Raw genomic sequence first — 14,035 nt, forward strand, 5'->3', positions numbered from 1 at the left:
CTATTTTAATTTAAATTACTGCTCAGTTGCAGCGTTAATATATTCGTCAAACTTTCCGGTAGTATACGCTTTAAAGCTACCTTTTTCTCGCGTAATTAACATCACGTCTAGGTTATGTTCTTTCGCAACTCGCAGTGCATCGTCTTTCCCCAATACATTTAAAGCCGTCGCTAAACCATCTGCAGTCATAGAAGAAGGATGAACAACGGTTACCGCAACCAAGTTATGCTGAATAGGGTAGCCAGTTCTGGGATCAATCAAGTGGGAGTAACGAATGCCATCTTGTTCGAAGTAATTACGGTAGTCTCCCGACGTTGCCACCGCGTTATTCCCAATTGTGAGGATTGACTGTACAGCGCGTTCGTTATTGACTGGCTTTTCAACCGCAATACGCCAACCTGAACCATTGCTCTTTACACCGGCCACGCGCATCTCGCCACCAATTTCTACCAAATAGTTTTTGTAACCGTAAGACTCCAATAATTCAGCTACAACATCTACACCATAACCTTTTGCAATGGTCGACAAATCCACGTACAAGTCAGGCTGCAGTTTAATTAGATAGTTATCTTGGATAACCAACTTGTTCAGGCCAATTTGTTCTTTAAGCGAATCGATTGTCTGCTGTGAAGGAATTTTTTCTGGTCGGGCTTCAGGTCCAAAGCCCCACAAATTAACTAGAGGTCCTATAGTTACATCCAGTACGCCCAGACTGACTTCCCCTAGCCTTTTCGCTTCCTTTAATACTGTTAGTGTAGCTGGCGACATTTTAAAGGGTTCAGAGCTAAGTTGTTGATTAAAGCGGGACAACTCGGAGTTAGGATCGTAGGTTGACATTAACTTATTGATATCGACCAACAGGTCATCAATTTTTTGCTGTAATTCTTCCGGAGGCAAACCCACATCTGCAAGAACTTTCACATTGTAGCTAGTCCCCATAGTCGCACCTGACAAATGGATTTCGCCAGCACTTTTAGGAGTATTCCAAACAACCAGTATTACCACTAAAACACATAATAGTAGGCCAAGGGATTTCACTTTATTCATATAACAAGCTCATTTAATAACACTAATGCTCACAAAAAAAAGGGACATAAATGTCCCTCTTTACAACTTTCCATTTAGATATTAGCCACCGAAGTCATCTAACATGATGTTTTCGTCTTCAACGCCTAATTCTTTAAGCATATTGATGACTGCAGCATTCATCATAGGAGGCCCACACATGTAGAACTCACAATCTTCTGGCGCTGGATGATCTTTCAAATAGTTTTCCAACAATACGTTGTGGATAAATCCAGTATCACCTTCCCAATTGTCTTCTGGTTGAGGGTCAGATAAGGCAACGTGCCATTTAAAGTTTTCGTTTTCTGCTTGAAGCATATCAAAATCTTCAACATAAAACATTTCACGTAGCGAACGAGCACCATACCAAAAGGTAATTTTACGGTCAGTCTTAAGTCGACGCAATTGGTCAAAAATATGAGAACGCATTGGCGCCATACCTGCACCACCACCCACAAAGACCATTTCAGCTTGTGTGTCTTTAGCGAAGAATTCACCAAATGGACCAGAAATAGTGGCTTTATCGCCTTCTTTCAAACTCCAAATATAAGAAGACATTTTACCCGCAGGCAAGCTTAGATTGTTCGGTGGAGGCGTAGCAATACGCACATTCAGCATGATTATCCCTTCTTCTTCTGGGTAATTAGCCATTGAATATGCACGGATAGTTTCTTCGTCTACTTTAGATTCGATATTAAAGAAACCGAAACGTTCCCAATCAGGCTTGTACTCGTCAGGAATGTCGTAATCTTTGTATTTAACGTGATGAGGTGGAGCTTCAATTTGAATATAACCACCGGCACGGAAAGGAACACTTTCACCATCTGGCACAGCCAATTTAAGTTCTTTGATGAAGGTTGCTTTGTTATCGTTAGAAATAACTTCGCAATCCCATTTTTTGATCCCAAAGACTTCTTCTGGTAATTCAATATCCATGTCTTGTTTAATCGCAACTTGACAAGATAGACGGCAACCTTCTTTCGCTTCACGTTTACTTATGTGATCCAGTTCAGTAGGCAAAATCTCGCCACCACCAGATTTAATATCAACACGGCATTGGCCACACGAGCCACCACCGCCACACGCAGATGATACGAAAATACCTGAATCAGCCAAAGCGCCAAGCAACTTGCCGCCAGGTGAAGCCGTAATGGCTTTATCAGGGTCGCCATTGATAGTGATAGTCACGTCGCCTGATGGTACAAGCTTAGACTTTGCGAACATGATGATAAGTACGAGTGCCAATACAATGGCAATAAACATACCTACACCAAGGTAAATTTCATTTGGATTCATTTACAAATACTCCTTAGTGTCTTCGCTTAAAGGGCTACGCCAGTGAACGACTGGAAACCCAATGCCATAAGACCTGCAATCATAAACACAGAGCCTAATCCACGTATGCCTTCAGGCATATCAGCATATTTTAATTTTTCACGTACTGCCGCTAGTAGGGTAATCGCGATTGCCCAACCTGCACCACTACCGATACCGTAAACCACACTTTCAGTGAAGTTATATTCACGTTGTACGGCGAAAGCTACACCACCAAAGATGGCGCAGTTAACGGTAATTAGCGGTAAGAAAATACCTAACGCGTTATATAGCGCTGGGAAAAACTTATCCAAACTCATTTCTAGAATCTGAACTAATGCTGCGATAACACCGATAAAGGTTAAGAAGTTTAAGAAACTCAAATCTGCATCAGGGAAACCAGCCCAAGCAAGTGCACCAGGAGCAAGAATGTTTACGTAAATTACTTGGTTTACAGGTACTGAAATACCCAACACTACGATAACCGCAACACCAAGTCCCATAGCAGTTTTTACTTTTTTAGATACTGCTAAGAAAGTACACATACCTAAGAACAATGACAATGCCATGTTTTCAATGAAGACAGACTTAACAAAAAGGCTTAAATAATGTTCCATGTCTTACTCCTTAGGTTCGACTTGTTCAGGACGAATGGTACGAATAAACCAAATTAATCCACCGATCAAAATGAAAGAACTGAAAGGTAGAATTAATAGACCATTACCTTGATACCAGCCACCATTTTGTACTAGCGGTAAAATTGGGAAACCGAGAATGGTACCAAAACCAAACAATTCTTTAATTGTACCGATAATAATAAGTACTAAAGAATAGCCTAAGCCATTTCCGATACCGTCAAGGAAGCTCATGAAAGGTGGACTCTTCATTGCGTAGGCTTCTGCACGCCCCATTACGATACAGTTAGTAATAATCAAACCAACAAATACCGATAATTCTTTAGCAATATCGTACGCGACCGCCTTTAGAATTTGGTCAACAACGATTACCAAAGATGCAATGATTGTCATTTGAATAATAATCCGAACGCTAGAAGGTATCTGCTTACGAATTAGAGAGATAAACAAATTAGAAAATGCCGTTACTGAGGTCAGGGCTAAAGCCATAACCAATGCAGTTTCTAATTTAGTAGTAATAGCAAGTGCAGAACATACACCTAACACTTGCAATGCGATGGGGTTGTTGTCCAGAATGGGTCCGAACAGCACCTTTTTCATTTCTTTAGTTTCAGCCATTGTGCTTCGCCCTATGATTTCCAAGTCTGATTTTTGAGGTATGGTCCGAAACCATTCTCACCCAACCAATATGTCAATGTGTTCTGCACACCGTTACTGGTTAAGGTTGCCCCGGATAGTGCATCAACAGCGTAGTCGTTGCCAGATCCTGCATTTTTCTTAACCTGAATTGCCACATCACCATCTTTATACAGTTTTTTACCGTCCCACTTCGCTTTCCAGCTAGGGTTTTGTACTTCACCGCCTAATCCTGGTGTTTCTTTTTGTTGATAGTAAACCAATTCACGAACGGTGTTGCCATCAGCATCAATCGCAAGGAAACCATACATCAAATCCCACAATCCAGAACCATGAACAGGTAAAACGATGCGAGTGACTTGATTGGCTTCATTTTCAATCAAATAAACACTGGCGACGCTAGAGCGACGTTGGAAACCGACGTTGCTGTTTTCGACTTTAACACTGTACTTTTCTTCTTTAGCCGCTTTATACATATCGAAGTCTTCTTCAACTTCAACATATTTACCCGTTGCTAAATCAACATAACGTTCAGTAACAAACTTATTAAAAGTACAAGGAACGTCACATTCTGCTGTTGTTTCAAGGCCAGCAGCTTGAAGAATATTACTACGCTTATCATTGGCAGCGTTTGTTTGTTGCATTTCTCGCAAGCCTACGGCTGCGCCAGAAACAACAACTGAGCAGACTAGACATACAGCGACTACAACACCGATAGTTCTGCCTAAGGTTTCTTTTTTCTTATCCGACACGAGCAACCCTCCGCTTAATGTTACTTTGAGCCACGAAATAATCGAATAGTGGCGCCCATAAATTTGCAAATAATATGGCTAGCATCACACCCTCAGGGAATGCAGGGTTAAGTACACGAATCATCACTGTCATAAACCCGATTAAGAAACCATATGCCCATTTAGCTTTATTAGTGAAAGAAGCTGAAACTGGGTCTGTTGCCATAAAGAACATACCAAACGCTAATCCACCAGTTACCATATGCCAGTACCACGGCATCGCGAACATTGGGTTAGTGCTACTGTCTACAAAGTTCAATAGAGATGCAAAGAAAGCAACACCTAACAGAACACCCAGAACGATTCGCCATGAGGCAATGCGCATATAAATAATAAATAGACCACCAAGCATGATGGCTAGCGTCGATACTTCACCGACCGAACCTGGAATATTGCCGAAGAACGAGTTCCACCAAAGGTCCATGTTGGTATAGTCCATCTCGCCAGACGCAGCTTTGCTCAACCAAGTTGCGCCAGAATAACCGTCAGCTGCAACCCAAATTTGGTCGCCGGATATTTGCCCAGGATATGCAAAGTATAAGAAGGCACGACCAGACAACGCTGGGTTTAAGAAGTTACGACCTGTACCACCAAAGACTTCTTTGGCAATAACAACACCGAAAGTAATACCTAAAGCAACTTGCCATAGTGGAATCGTTGCCGGTAGGGTCAATGCAAACAACACTGAGGTAACAAAGAACCCTTCGTTTATTTCATGTTTACGCACAGAAGCGAATAACACTTCCCAGAATCCACCAACAATAAATACAGTGGCATAGATAGGAAGAAAGAAACACGCACCGTAGGACATCATGCCTAACCAGCCTGTACCTTCAACACCAATTTGCCCACCTAATGCGCTAAACAAATTCGCTTGCCAAATATCAGGCAAGGTGCCAGCACCAAGTAACAATGCTTCATGAGCTTGAGCACCAACGTTGTACATACCGTAAAACATAGCTGGAAAAGTAGCCATCCATACCATGATCATGATGCGTTTAAGATCTATGCTGTCACGTACGTGAGTAGATGCTTTGTTTACTTTACCTGGCGTGTAAAAAATAGTCGCTGCTGCTTCGTAAAGCGCATAAAACTTTTCATATTTACCACCGGCTTCGAAATTCGGTTCTATTTTTTCTAAATAGGCTTTTAATCCCATGACCTAACCCTCTTTCTCAATGGTGGTGAGACAGTCACGTAGAATAGGTCCGTAGTTGTATTTACCCGGACAAACATACGTACACAACGCCAAATCTTCTTCGTCAAGCTCCAAACAGCCCAGTGTTTGCGCACTGTCGGTATCACCAGAAATGATGTCACGAAGCAACAAAGTTGGTAAAATATCCAGCGGCATAATGCGCTCGTAATTACCAATAGGTACCATGGAACGGTCTGAGCCATTGGTAGACGTTGTCATATTAAATAGTTTTTTAGGTGATAAATGCGCTAGATAGGCACGAGTAACAGAATGCATGTCACTGCCTGGCGCTAACCAACCTAAGAATTTTTTCTCACGGCCTTCAGCTAATAATGAAATTTGCGTGTGATAACGGCCTAAGAAACCGTGAACGCCATGAGCATGCGTTCCCATAAGCACTGAACCTGAAATCACTCGAACATCATCCCCCACTGTTTCACCAGCAGTTAACTGTTCAATGTCAGCACCAAGGATAGTATTCACCAAACGAGGATTTTTCGCCGCAGGGCCACCTAAAGCAACCACGCGTTGGTTATTCAACTCACCAGAAGTAAACAAGGCACCAAATGCCATGACATCTTGATAGTTAATCGACCAAACGGTTTTACTTGCACCCACTGCATCCAAGAAATGGATATGAGTACCAGCTAAACCTGCAGGATGTGGACCAGCAAACTCTTCTACTTCAACCGGAGTTGAACCAGTAGGAATATCAGCGCCAGGAGCCTTACAGACGAATACTGAGCCAGAGGTAAGTTGCTTCAATACCGCTAAACCGTTTTCAAAATCAGTTTTGCGTTGAGCAATTACTACTTGCGGATCGGCGGCCAATGGGTTGGTATCCATTGCGGTAACAAAAATTGATTTTGGCTCACTTCCCAGTGCAGGCACTTTACTGTATGGACGCGTTTTGAATGCAACCCACAAGCCTGACTTAACCAAATTCTCTTCAACTTTTTCACGTGCTACTGAACTCAATTGTCCAGCGTCATATTTGTCGAAGGTTTCTTGCTCGTCACCAGCTAATTCAATAACCACAGATTGCAAAACACGTTTTGCTCCACGATTAATTTCAACTACCTTGCCCGCTGCTGGCGCAGTAAAGAGAACACCAGGATTCTTTTTGTCTTCAAAAAGAGCCTGACCTTTCTTTACAACATCGTCTACCTGAACAAACATGGTAGGACGCATGCCAACATATTCTTCCCCCAAGACAGCCACGCGAGTGACGTTCGGGCCGTTTTGAATTGTTTGGTTAGGAGCCCCCTGAATAGGAAGGTCTAACCCTTGCTTGATTTTTATCATATGCAACCGCAGTCTTGTAAAAATAAAATTAAAGTGAAAGAAATATCAATTTTGAATTCTGGCTAAATAATGCGAAGAATGGTGACATCCGCAGTTTCGCTTGAAAACTCAAAGGTGATCTTACTTATCAACTATTTTTGTCTTTTGTTGAGTGTGAATCCTTAACCAGGTGAACACAGAAATAAAATCCGTATTGGTCCACACCTCGCAAGAGAATGATTGAGCAATTGAGTCACTTATGAACTAATTAAAGAAACTCATGTCAGTAAACTCTGGAATTTTAGCATTATTCCAGCTGTTTACGCTACGCTATTTACGGCTAAATAAGGATTTTCCGCATAATATTTAGGGATTTTCTAAATATAGTGCAAATTATGCACAGCACTCACCTTTTTAACAAGTAACTAAATTGTTAAAAAACCCTAATGCGCGAGCGACAATTAGGGTTTTGAATAACATTAGAAATAGTTCTAAAGGCTATCTACCATTCTACTAATGGGTTGATATCCTGTTCGTAATCGACACCGTCAATATCAAAACCAAACAATTTCAAGAACTCGTGGTGATAACCTGCGTAATCACTTAGTTCATGGAAGTTATCTTGTGTGACTTTATCCCACAAACCTTTGATAACAGCCTGAGTAGCTTCGTTGGTTTCTTTGCCATCCATACGAAGTCGATTGGCTTCGTCAGTTTCAGGAGAATCTACCAGCAGTTTTTGTTGGAATAAACCAGTGATTTGTTCAATACAACCTTCATGGGTTCCTTCTTGTTTCATGACTTTGTAAATTAACGATATATACAAAGGCATTACTGGAATCGCTGAACTTGCTTGAGTAACCAATGCTTTCAAAGAAGAGACATAAGCCGAAACATTTTTGTCGCTATGCTGCTTAATAATTTCACTCGCGGCACGATCAAGATCTTCTTTAGCTTTACCGATAGTCGCTTGACCATATATTGGCCAAGTTAACTCTTTACCTATATAGGTATAGGCTGTTGTTTTGCAGTTATCCGCCAACAAATCAGCATCAGCTAGAGCGTTCAACCATAGCTCCCAATCTTCACCACCCATGACTTTAATGGTATTGGCAATCTCTTCCTCATTGGCCGCTTCTAATTCAATTTCGTGGATCAGATCTTTGTCGGTGTCATAGGTTTTGGTTTTATAGTTTTGTCCAACAGGCTTAAGAGTAGACTTATACACTTCACCAGTTTCTGGGTCGGTTCTGCGAGGAGAAGCCAAACTATAAATAACCAAATCAACCTTACCTATGTCGGCTTTAAGAGTTTCAATCACTTGTTGTTTGATTTCATTGGAAAATGCATCACCGTTTATGGTTTTTGCATAAATACCAGCGTCTTTTGCTTGCTGATGAAATGCAGCAGTATTGTACCAGCCGGCCGTCGCCGTTTTTCTTTCCGAAGGTGGCTTTTCAAAACAAACACCAAGGGTTTTTGCCCCATAACCAAAAGTAGATACGATTCGAGACGCAAGGCCGTAACCTGTTGAGCATCCCAAAACTAAAACGTTTTTGGGACCATCTCCTAAATCTCCCTGACTTTTAACATACTCGATTTGTTCTTCAACACTTGCAGCGCAACCTACTGGGTGGGCGTTAGTGCAGATAAAGCCGCGTACCTTGGGCTTAATTACCATAGTCTATTTTCCTCAAAAATTTTACCGAACATTTTAAACAGCCAGTCATCTATTAAAACCGCATTATAAAAAAAATTTTCAATAGGTTTCAGAATAGCTTTTACACTATAAAGGCCTATTGTAATAGCCATTGCAACAACAACAAATCTGAACAGCTAGTTTATTTTTTTTGTTGTCGATTAATATAGTATTCCATCTCAGAAATTTGGTGATACTTAGATACGCCTTCTTGGAACTTTTGATAAGACGCGTAAATTTTAGCAAACGTAGGATCCGCAGCGGATTGTTCTTGCATGACTTCAATACTAGCAGCATGTAAAGCAGCAATAACATCTTTAGGAAGAGGGCGCATGTCAACACCATGGGTTTCAACAAGCGCTTGAACGGCATCATTATTAGCCGCGGTATACTCATCCCACATGTCTTGATTCACAGCTCTTGTAGCCACCTCGATAATGGCCTGTAAATCATCAGGCAAAGCTTCATAGGCACTTTTATTAACAATGAACTCTAAACTAGCGCCAGGTTCATGCCAGCCAGAGTGATAATAATATTTCGCGGCTTTGTATAAACCAAAAGATAAATCGTTGTAAGGCCCAACCCATTCAGTTGCGTCAATGGCACCAGATTGCAATGAAGTGAATAATTCCCCTCCAGTTAACGCCACAGGGATACCACCCAATTTTTTAAGAACTTCAGCTCCCAGCCCTGGAATCCGCATTTTTAAGCCTTGCAAATCTTCAACGCTATTAATTTCTTTTTTAAACCAACCCGCAGTTTGTACGCCGGTATTGCCACCTGCAAAGGGGATTAAATTAAATGGGGCATATAATTCTCGCCACATTTCTATGCCGCCACCGTAGTGCAGCCAAGCATTAAACTCAGTGGCATTCATGCCAAACGGAATAGCGGTAAATATTTGTGCCGCTGGGGCTTTCCCCTTCCAATAATATGATCCTGAATGACCCATTTCAGCGGCACCACTAGAAACAGTATCAAAGACTTCAAATCCAGGGACCATTTGACCTGCGCCAAACACTTTAATTTTTAAGCGGCCGTTAGACATGCGCTCTACTTGTTTAGCAAATGTCTCTGGGGCTCTTCCTAAACCTGGAAAGTTCTTCGGCCACGAAGTAACCAGTTTCCACTGATAGGTTTGTTGCGATTCAGTGGCATTAGAATCGGACGATGACTTGCCACCACAGGAAGCAAGAAGAGCAATCGAAAAAAATAAAGATACAAACTTAAAGGTTTTCATTTAATTGAATCCATAGGGGTCACAAAATCGAAGGCAGCCACGTTACCAGATCCGGCCAAATAGCCAAGCCTATCAATAATAGTAATTGAATAATTATAAAGGGTATCACGCCTTTGTATATTTGAGTGGTCTGAACATTTGCTGGCGCTACACCTCGCAAGTAAAACAGAGCAAATCCGAAAGGTGGTGTCAGAAACGAAGTTTGCAAATTGACGGCAATCATAATACCGAGCCAGATTGGATCTACCCCCATAGCCAGTAGAACCGGCGCGACTATTGGCACTACAACAAAAGTAATTTCAATAAAATCAAGAATAAATCCGAGTAAAAAGATAACAACCATGACCAGTAAAACCGCACTAAAAGCACCACCGGGAAGCTGTTCAAAGAAGTGTTCAATCAACTCTTCACCACCAAAGCCGCGGAAAACCAATGAAAATATCGAAGCACCAATAAGAATCAAAAAGACCATCGCAGTGACACGAGTAGTACCCAACATCACTTCTTTCAATTTTTCTAAACTAAACTGTTTCTTGGCCAAACCCAGTACCAGAGCTCCAGCAGCTCCGACCCCAGCAGCTTCAGTGGGTGTTGCGAAGCCACCTAAAATAGACCCTAGCACCACAAATATTAAGATCAAAGGTGGGAATAAAGCGCCTGCAAGACTGACCTCAGCTTGTGTTTCTCGTTGTTCGTTTCGGACCGTTTTATCGATATGTCTATTGGCAAACACCACCACGTATAGCAGGTACATCGCCACTAAAATCATGCCGGGTACTAAGGCTCCAACAAACAAATCCCCTACCGATACAGACTCAGGTGAAAATATCCCCATGTTAAGCTGTGCCTGTTGAAACGCACTAGATAACACATCACCTAACAAAACCAGCGCGATGGAAGGCGGTATAATCTGCCCTAATGTGCCTGTGGCACAAATTGCTCCGGTGGCAAATGAAGGTGAATATCCTTGTTTCAACATTGTCGGTAGTGACAACAGGCCCATAGTGACCACTGTTGCGCCTACAATACCGGTGCTCGCGGCTAGTAACATACCAACCAACACCACTGAAATTGCCAAACCGGAGTTCAACCGTCCAAATACTTGGCCCATGGCAATTAATAAATTTTCAGCGACTTTGGATTTTTCTAACATGATCCCCATAAAAACAAACAAGGGCACGGCGATTAAAGTTTGATTTGTCACTATGCCATAAAGACGGCTAGGTACCGCTTGCAAATAAGCGGTATCAAAAACACCAAATAATGCACCCACACCCGCAAAAATTAAAGCGGTTCCAGCTAACGTATATGCCACTGGATAGCCCAGTAACAACGTGAAGCAAACAACTAAGAACATGATCAGAGAGAGGTATTCCATTATTTATCCTCAATAATCACGTTTTTAGGGTGATTTAAACAAACGCTGATATTGCGAATTAATTCTGAAATTCCCTGCAAAACCATGAGCGCGGCAAATAAAAGTATGAAGGTTTTGAGTAGAAACACCGCTGGTAAGCCACCAGCTGCTTGTGAGTCTTCCATAATATTCCAAGAAGATGCCACGTAATCCCAACAAATAATAAAAATAAATAAGTTAACCGGCAGCATAAAAAATAATGTACCAAAAGTATCTATTTTAGCTTTTTTAACGGTATCGAATCGACTGTAAAATATGTCGACTCTGACGTGCTCATTAACCCGCAACGTATGGGCACTACCTAATAAAAACACACAAGCGTGCAAATACATTACAGATTCTTGCATCGCAATCCAGCCAATATCGAAGCCATACCTTAATATCACGATAAGCAATGTGATTAACGCCATAAACAAAGTAAACCAGCTAACTAATTTGCATATATTATCGTTAATAACGTCAATGGTCCGCGATAGCGAAGCGGCGTTAAACATTCCCATATACCTGTCTTATTATTCTATTTGTACGATATTAAACGTTTTTTTAGCAAATAACGCTAGGGCACAAGGACAAAGATTGCTATATTTTGGCTATATAATAGATTCGGTTTTTCACTCCAAGTTACGCACAGGGTAGTTTTATTTCCTGCGCTTCAGTGAAAACAAAATGGGAATTTGGTGTAAATCCAAAACTGTACCCGCAACTGTAATTAATTGGCATTCTTGCCGATTGAGAGTCAGATACCAGCCGCATCTTTACTTATACCTTTTTTCTAGCGTGCGGGAATACACGATCGACTTGCATAATCATTTCGTTGCGATTTCCCTAAATACCAATAATTTTAAACATCGAATAGGTTGTTACATCGCTTAACATCCCTTCGATAAAACAAAATGGGAAAGACTGTCACACCAATGCTCAAACTGAATAAGCTCAATTACTATATTGCTGATACGCAAATATTATCTGATATTGGGTTTCAGGTAGAAGAGGGAGCGCTAATTGCTGTGGTAGGGCCAAACGGTGCGGGTAAAACCACATTACTAAAATTAATTTCTGGTCAATATCCTTCTGAGCAACAGGTATTTTGGCACTCAAAAGCGCTCGAAAACCTTTCCGCAATTACCCGAGCTAAACAAATAGCAGTAGTGAATCAATTCAATGCGAGTGTTTTCAATCTAAACCTTGAACAAATAGTTAGTATGGGCTTACTTCCTCATCAATCTATATTTTCCAAGGTATCCTCAGAACAAAAAGCAAGGGTTACTGAAGCAATCGCACAGGTTGGTTTAAGGGAGAAAAGTCATCAACTATTTAGTTCGTTGTCGGGGGGAGAACAACAGCGAGGGCAAATTGCCAGAGCGTTAGTTCAAGGTGCGGGACTGTTTGTGTTAGATGAGCCGATAAACCACTTAGATGTGTATTATGAACATCAAATATTATCCTTATTGCGCAAAATAGCGAAACAAAACAAAGTCACTATAGTCATGAGCCTGCACGACTTAAATCACGCGGCCGATTACTGTGACAAAATCGCGCTTTTAGCTCAAGGTCAGTTATTAGCCTTTGGCTATCCTAAAGATGTGTTGACCCAACAGCGATTGCAGCAGGTTTTCAAAACCCCCTGTCAAATTATTGAAAAGCCAAGTGCGAATAAAATAAGAATCGAGTTTTATCCTCCTGATATTGATTTTGACGATTATGAGAAGAATAGAGGCTCAGTCGATGTCTAAGAGTAAATGGGGGATTCTTACCAGCCTCAGCTTACTGAGTATTTTCTGTGGATTGTTTTTTGGCGCAGCAAACCTTGATGTGCTCACCGTATTTCAATCTGTGCTAAATAATTGCCCAGCTAAGGTTGATGACGTTATATTTTGGCAAGTTCGACTACCTCGCGTGCTTGTTGGTTTTTTAGTTGGAGCAGGTTTAGCTGTCGCCGGGGCAACATTACAAAATGTCTATCGCAATCCATTGGCGGATCCCTATTTATTCGGAGTGGTTTCAGGAGCGGGGTTAGGAGCAAGTATTGCGACCCTACTATTCAATGGTAGCTTAGCTTCATACTCTTCAACTTTTGCTTTTCTAGCGCAAATCCCCTTTACTTATGCATTGCCTTTAGCTGCCTTTTTAGGGGCTTTTCTAGCTGTCACTATTGTTCAGATACTATCCCGTAAATTATTTGGAAATCGCACCGAACATCTACTCTTAGCCGGTGTGGCCGTTTCGTTTATGCTAAGCGCTTTAAGTCATTTTTTATTATTCATGGCTGAGCCCTTTGCTGCCAATAAAGTCATTTTTTGGTTACTCGGAAGTTTAGCCAATGCACAAATGTGGTTCGTGTGGATTATGCTCCCCATCGTCACTATTAGTGTTGTTTTATTGTGGCTTTTCGGTCGTCACATAGACGCAATGTTGTTAGGTGATGAAAATGCACAAACATTAGGAATTAAAGTAGACTCATTGCGTCTAATGGTTTTAGTCATTTGCGCAGCACTCACCTCATGCATAGTGGCCTATTGCGGCGGAATTGGTTTTGTTGGATTAATGATCCCGCATATTGTCCGAGGTTGGTTTGGGGTAACTAGCCGAAATTTAATAATTGGCTGTGTACTAGTTGGCGGTAGTTTTTTAATTTGGGTCGATGTTGTCGCCAGAGTGATAGTCGACAACCAAGAAATCCCCATTGGGATTATCACCTCCGCAATTGGCAGCCTATTTTTCTTATTTGCCCTACAAAAAAACCGAGGACGTTAAAG

General features: G+C 41.5%; 13 protein-coding genes and 1 riboswitch. Of the genes, 2 read left to right on the forward strand and 11 right to left on the reverse strand.

The window, feature by feature from the left end:
* Positions 1-15: 15 nt before the first annotated feature.
* The 11 genes from KO530_RS13405 to KO530_RS13455 form a co-directional block, all read right to left on the reverse strand.
* A complete protein-coding gene (locus KO530_RS13405) occupies positions 16-1,047 on the reverse strand; it encodes an FAD:protein FMN transferase (RefSeq protein ID WP_216048951.1) in 1,032 nt (343 codons plus the stop codon).
* Between the two features lie 81 nt (positions 1,048-1,128).
* A complete protein-coding gene (gene nqrF / locus KO530_RS13410; RefSeq protein WP_216048952.1) occupies positions 1,129-2,361 on the reverse strand; it encodes an NADH:ubiquinone reductase (Na(+)-transporting) subunit F in 1,233 nt (410 codons plus the stop codon).
* A 26-nt stretch (positions 2,362-2,387) separates the two neighbouring features.
* Positions 2,388-2,996 carry an NADH:ubiquinone reductase (Na(+)-transporting) subunit E gene (nqrE, locus tag KO530_RS13415; RefSeq protein ID WP_216048953.1) on the reverse strand — a complete coding sequence of 203 codons (609 nt, stop codon included), beginning with the start codon at positions 2,994-2,996 and terminating at the stop codon, positions 2,388-2,390.
* Between the two features lie 3 nt (positions 2,997-2,999).
* Complete coding sequence (locus tag KO530_RS13420; RefSeq protein ID WP_216048954.1) at positions 3,000-3,632, reverse strand: NADH:ubiquinone reductase (Na(+)-transporting) subunit D; 633 nt, start codon at positions 3,630-3,632, stop codon at positions 3,000-3,002.
* Positions 3,633-3,643: 11 nt separating this feature from the next.
* Positions 3,644-4,402, reverse strand: coding sequence for a Na(+)-translocating NADH-quinone reductase subunit C (locus KO530_RS13425; RefSeq protein WP_216048955.1), 759 nt, complete (start codon positions 4,400-4,402; stop codon positions 3,644-3,646).
* Positions 4,392-5,600 (reverse strand): NADH:ubiquinone reductase (Na(+)-transporting) subunit B, encoded by a 1,209-nt coding sequence (locus KO530_RS13430; protein ID WP_216048956.1) that lies wholly within the window; start codon positions 5,598-5,600, stop codon positions 4,392-4,394. The genes KO530_RS13425 and KO530_RS13430 overlap by 11 nt, the downstream gene beginning before the upstream one ends.
* A gap of 3 nt (positions 5,601-5,603) precedes the next feature.
* Positions 5,604-6,944 carry a Na(+)-translocating NADH-quinone reductase subunit A gene (locus tag KO530_RS13435; protein WP_216048957.1) on the reverse strand — a complete coding sequence of 447 codons (1,341 nt, stop codon included), beginning with the start codon at positions 6,942-6,944 and terminating at the stop codon, positions 5,604-5,606.
* 481 nt (positions 6,945-7,425) lie between these two features.
* Positions 7,426-8,604, reverse strand: a complete 1,179-nt coding sequence (gene fabV / locus KO530_RS13440) for an enoyl-ACP reductase FabV (RefSeq protein ID WP_216048958.1) — start codon at positions 8,602-8,604, stop codon at positions 7,426-7,428.
* A gap of 160 nt (positions 8,605-8,764) precedes the next feature.
* The gene (locus KO530_RS13445; RefSeq protein WP_216048959.1) at positions 8,765-9,862 is read right to left on the reverse strand and encodes a TRAP transporter substrate-binding protein; all 1,098 of its coding nucleotides are present in this window, start codon (positions 9,860-9,862) and stop codon (positions 8,765-8,767) included.
* A 19-nt stretch (positions 9,863-9,881) separates the two neighbouring features.
* The gene (locus tag KO530_RS13450; protein WP_216048960.1) at positions 9,882-11,240 is read right to left on the reverse strand and encodes a TRAP transporter large permease; all 1,359 of its coding nucleotides are present in this window, start codon (positions 11,238-11,240) and stop codon (positions 9,882-9,884) included.
* A complete protein-coding gene (locus tag KO530_RS13455; protein WP_252729253.1) occupies positions 11,240-11,779 on the reverse strand; it encodes a TRAP transporter small permease subunit in 540 nt (179 codons plus the stop codon). The genes KO530_RS13450 and KO530_RS13455 overlap by 1 nt, the downstream gene beginning before the upstream one ends.
* Before the next feature lie 113 nt (positions 11,780-11,892).
* Positions 11,893-12,045: riboswitch (cobalamin riboswitch) on the forward strand.
* Between the two features lie 127 nt (positions 12,046-12,172).
* Between KO530_RS13455 and KO530_RS13460 the strand changes: the two genes are divergently transcribed.
* Positions 12,173-13,012, forward strand: coding sequence for an ABC transporter ATP-binding protein (locus tag KO530_RS13460; RefSeq protein ID WP_252729254.1), 840 nt, complete (start codon positions 12,173-12,175; stop codon positions 13,010-13,012).
* Positions 13,005-14,033, forward strand: coding sequence for a FecCD family ABC transporter permease (locus KO530_RS13465; protein ID WP_216048961.1), 1,029 nt, complete (start codon positions 13,005-13,007; stop codon positions 14,031-14,033). The genes KO530_RS13460 and KO530_RS13465 overlap by 8 nt, the downstream gene beginning before the upstream one ends.
* Positions 14,034-14,035 lie beyond the last annotated feature (2 nt).

Origin of the sequence: Aliiglaciecola lipolytica (assembly GCF_018860635.1) — a bacterium.
In the GTDB taxonomy this organism is placed as follows: Bacteria; Pseudomonadota; Gammaproteobacteria; order Enterobacterales; family Alteromonadaceae; genus Aliiglaciecola; species Aliiglaciecola lipolytica_A.

Excerpts from the sequence above, each read along its gene's own strand:
- KO530_RS13460 (WP_252729254.1), top strand. The coding sequence starts at position 12,173 with ATGGGAAAGACTGTCACACCAATGCTCAAACTGAATAAGCTCAATTAC.
- nqrE (WP_216048953.1), bottom strand. The coding sequence starts at position 2,996 with ATGGAACATTATTTAAGCCTTTTTGTTAAGTCTGTCTTCATTGAAAAC.
- KO530_RS13405 (WP_216048951.1), bottom strand. The coding sequence starts at position 1,047 with ATGAATAAAGTGAAATCCCTTGGCCTACTATTATGTGTTTTAGTGGTA.
- KO530_RS13450 (WP_216048960.1), bottom strand. The coding sequence starts at position 11,240 with ATGGAATACCTCTCTCTGATCATGTTCTTAGTTGTTTGCTTCACGTTG.
- KO530_RS13430 (WP_216048956.1), bottom strand. The coding sequence starts at position 5,600 with ATGGGATTAAAAGCCTATTTAGAAAAAATAGAACCGAATTTCGAAGCC.
- KO530_RS13455 (WP_252729253.1), bottom strand. The coding sequence starts at position 11,779 with ATGGGAATGTTTAACGCCGCTTCGCTATCGCGGACCATTGACGTTATT.
- KO530_RS13420 (WP_216048954.1), bottom strand. The coding sequence starts at position 3,632 with ATGGCTGAAACTAAAGAAATGAAAAAGGTGCTGTTCGGACCCATTCTG.
- nqrF (WP_216048952.1), bottom strand. The coding sequence starts at position 2,361 with ATGAATCCAAATGAAATTTACCTTGGTGTAGGTATGTTTATTGCCATT.
- KO530_RS13465 (WP_216048961.1), top strand. The coding sequence starts at position 13,005 with ATGTCTAAGAGTAAATGGGGGATTCTTACCAGCCTCAGCTTACTGAGT.
- KO530_RS13445 (WP_216048959.1), bottom strand. The coding sequence starts at position 9,862 with ATGAAAACCTTTAAGTTTGTATCTTTATTTTTTTCGATTGCTCTTCTT.
- fabV (WP_216048958.1), bottom strand. The coding sequence starts at position 8,604 with ATGGTAATTAAGCCCAAGGTACGCGGCTTTATCTGCACTAACGCCCAC.
- KO530_RS13435 (WP_216048957.1), bottom strand. The coding sequence starts at position 6,944 with ATGATAAAAATCAAGCAAGGGTTAGACCTTCCTATTCAGGGGGCTCCT.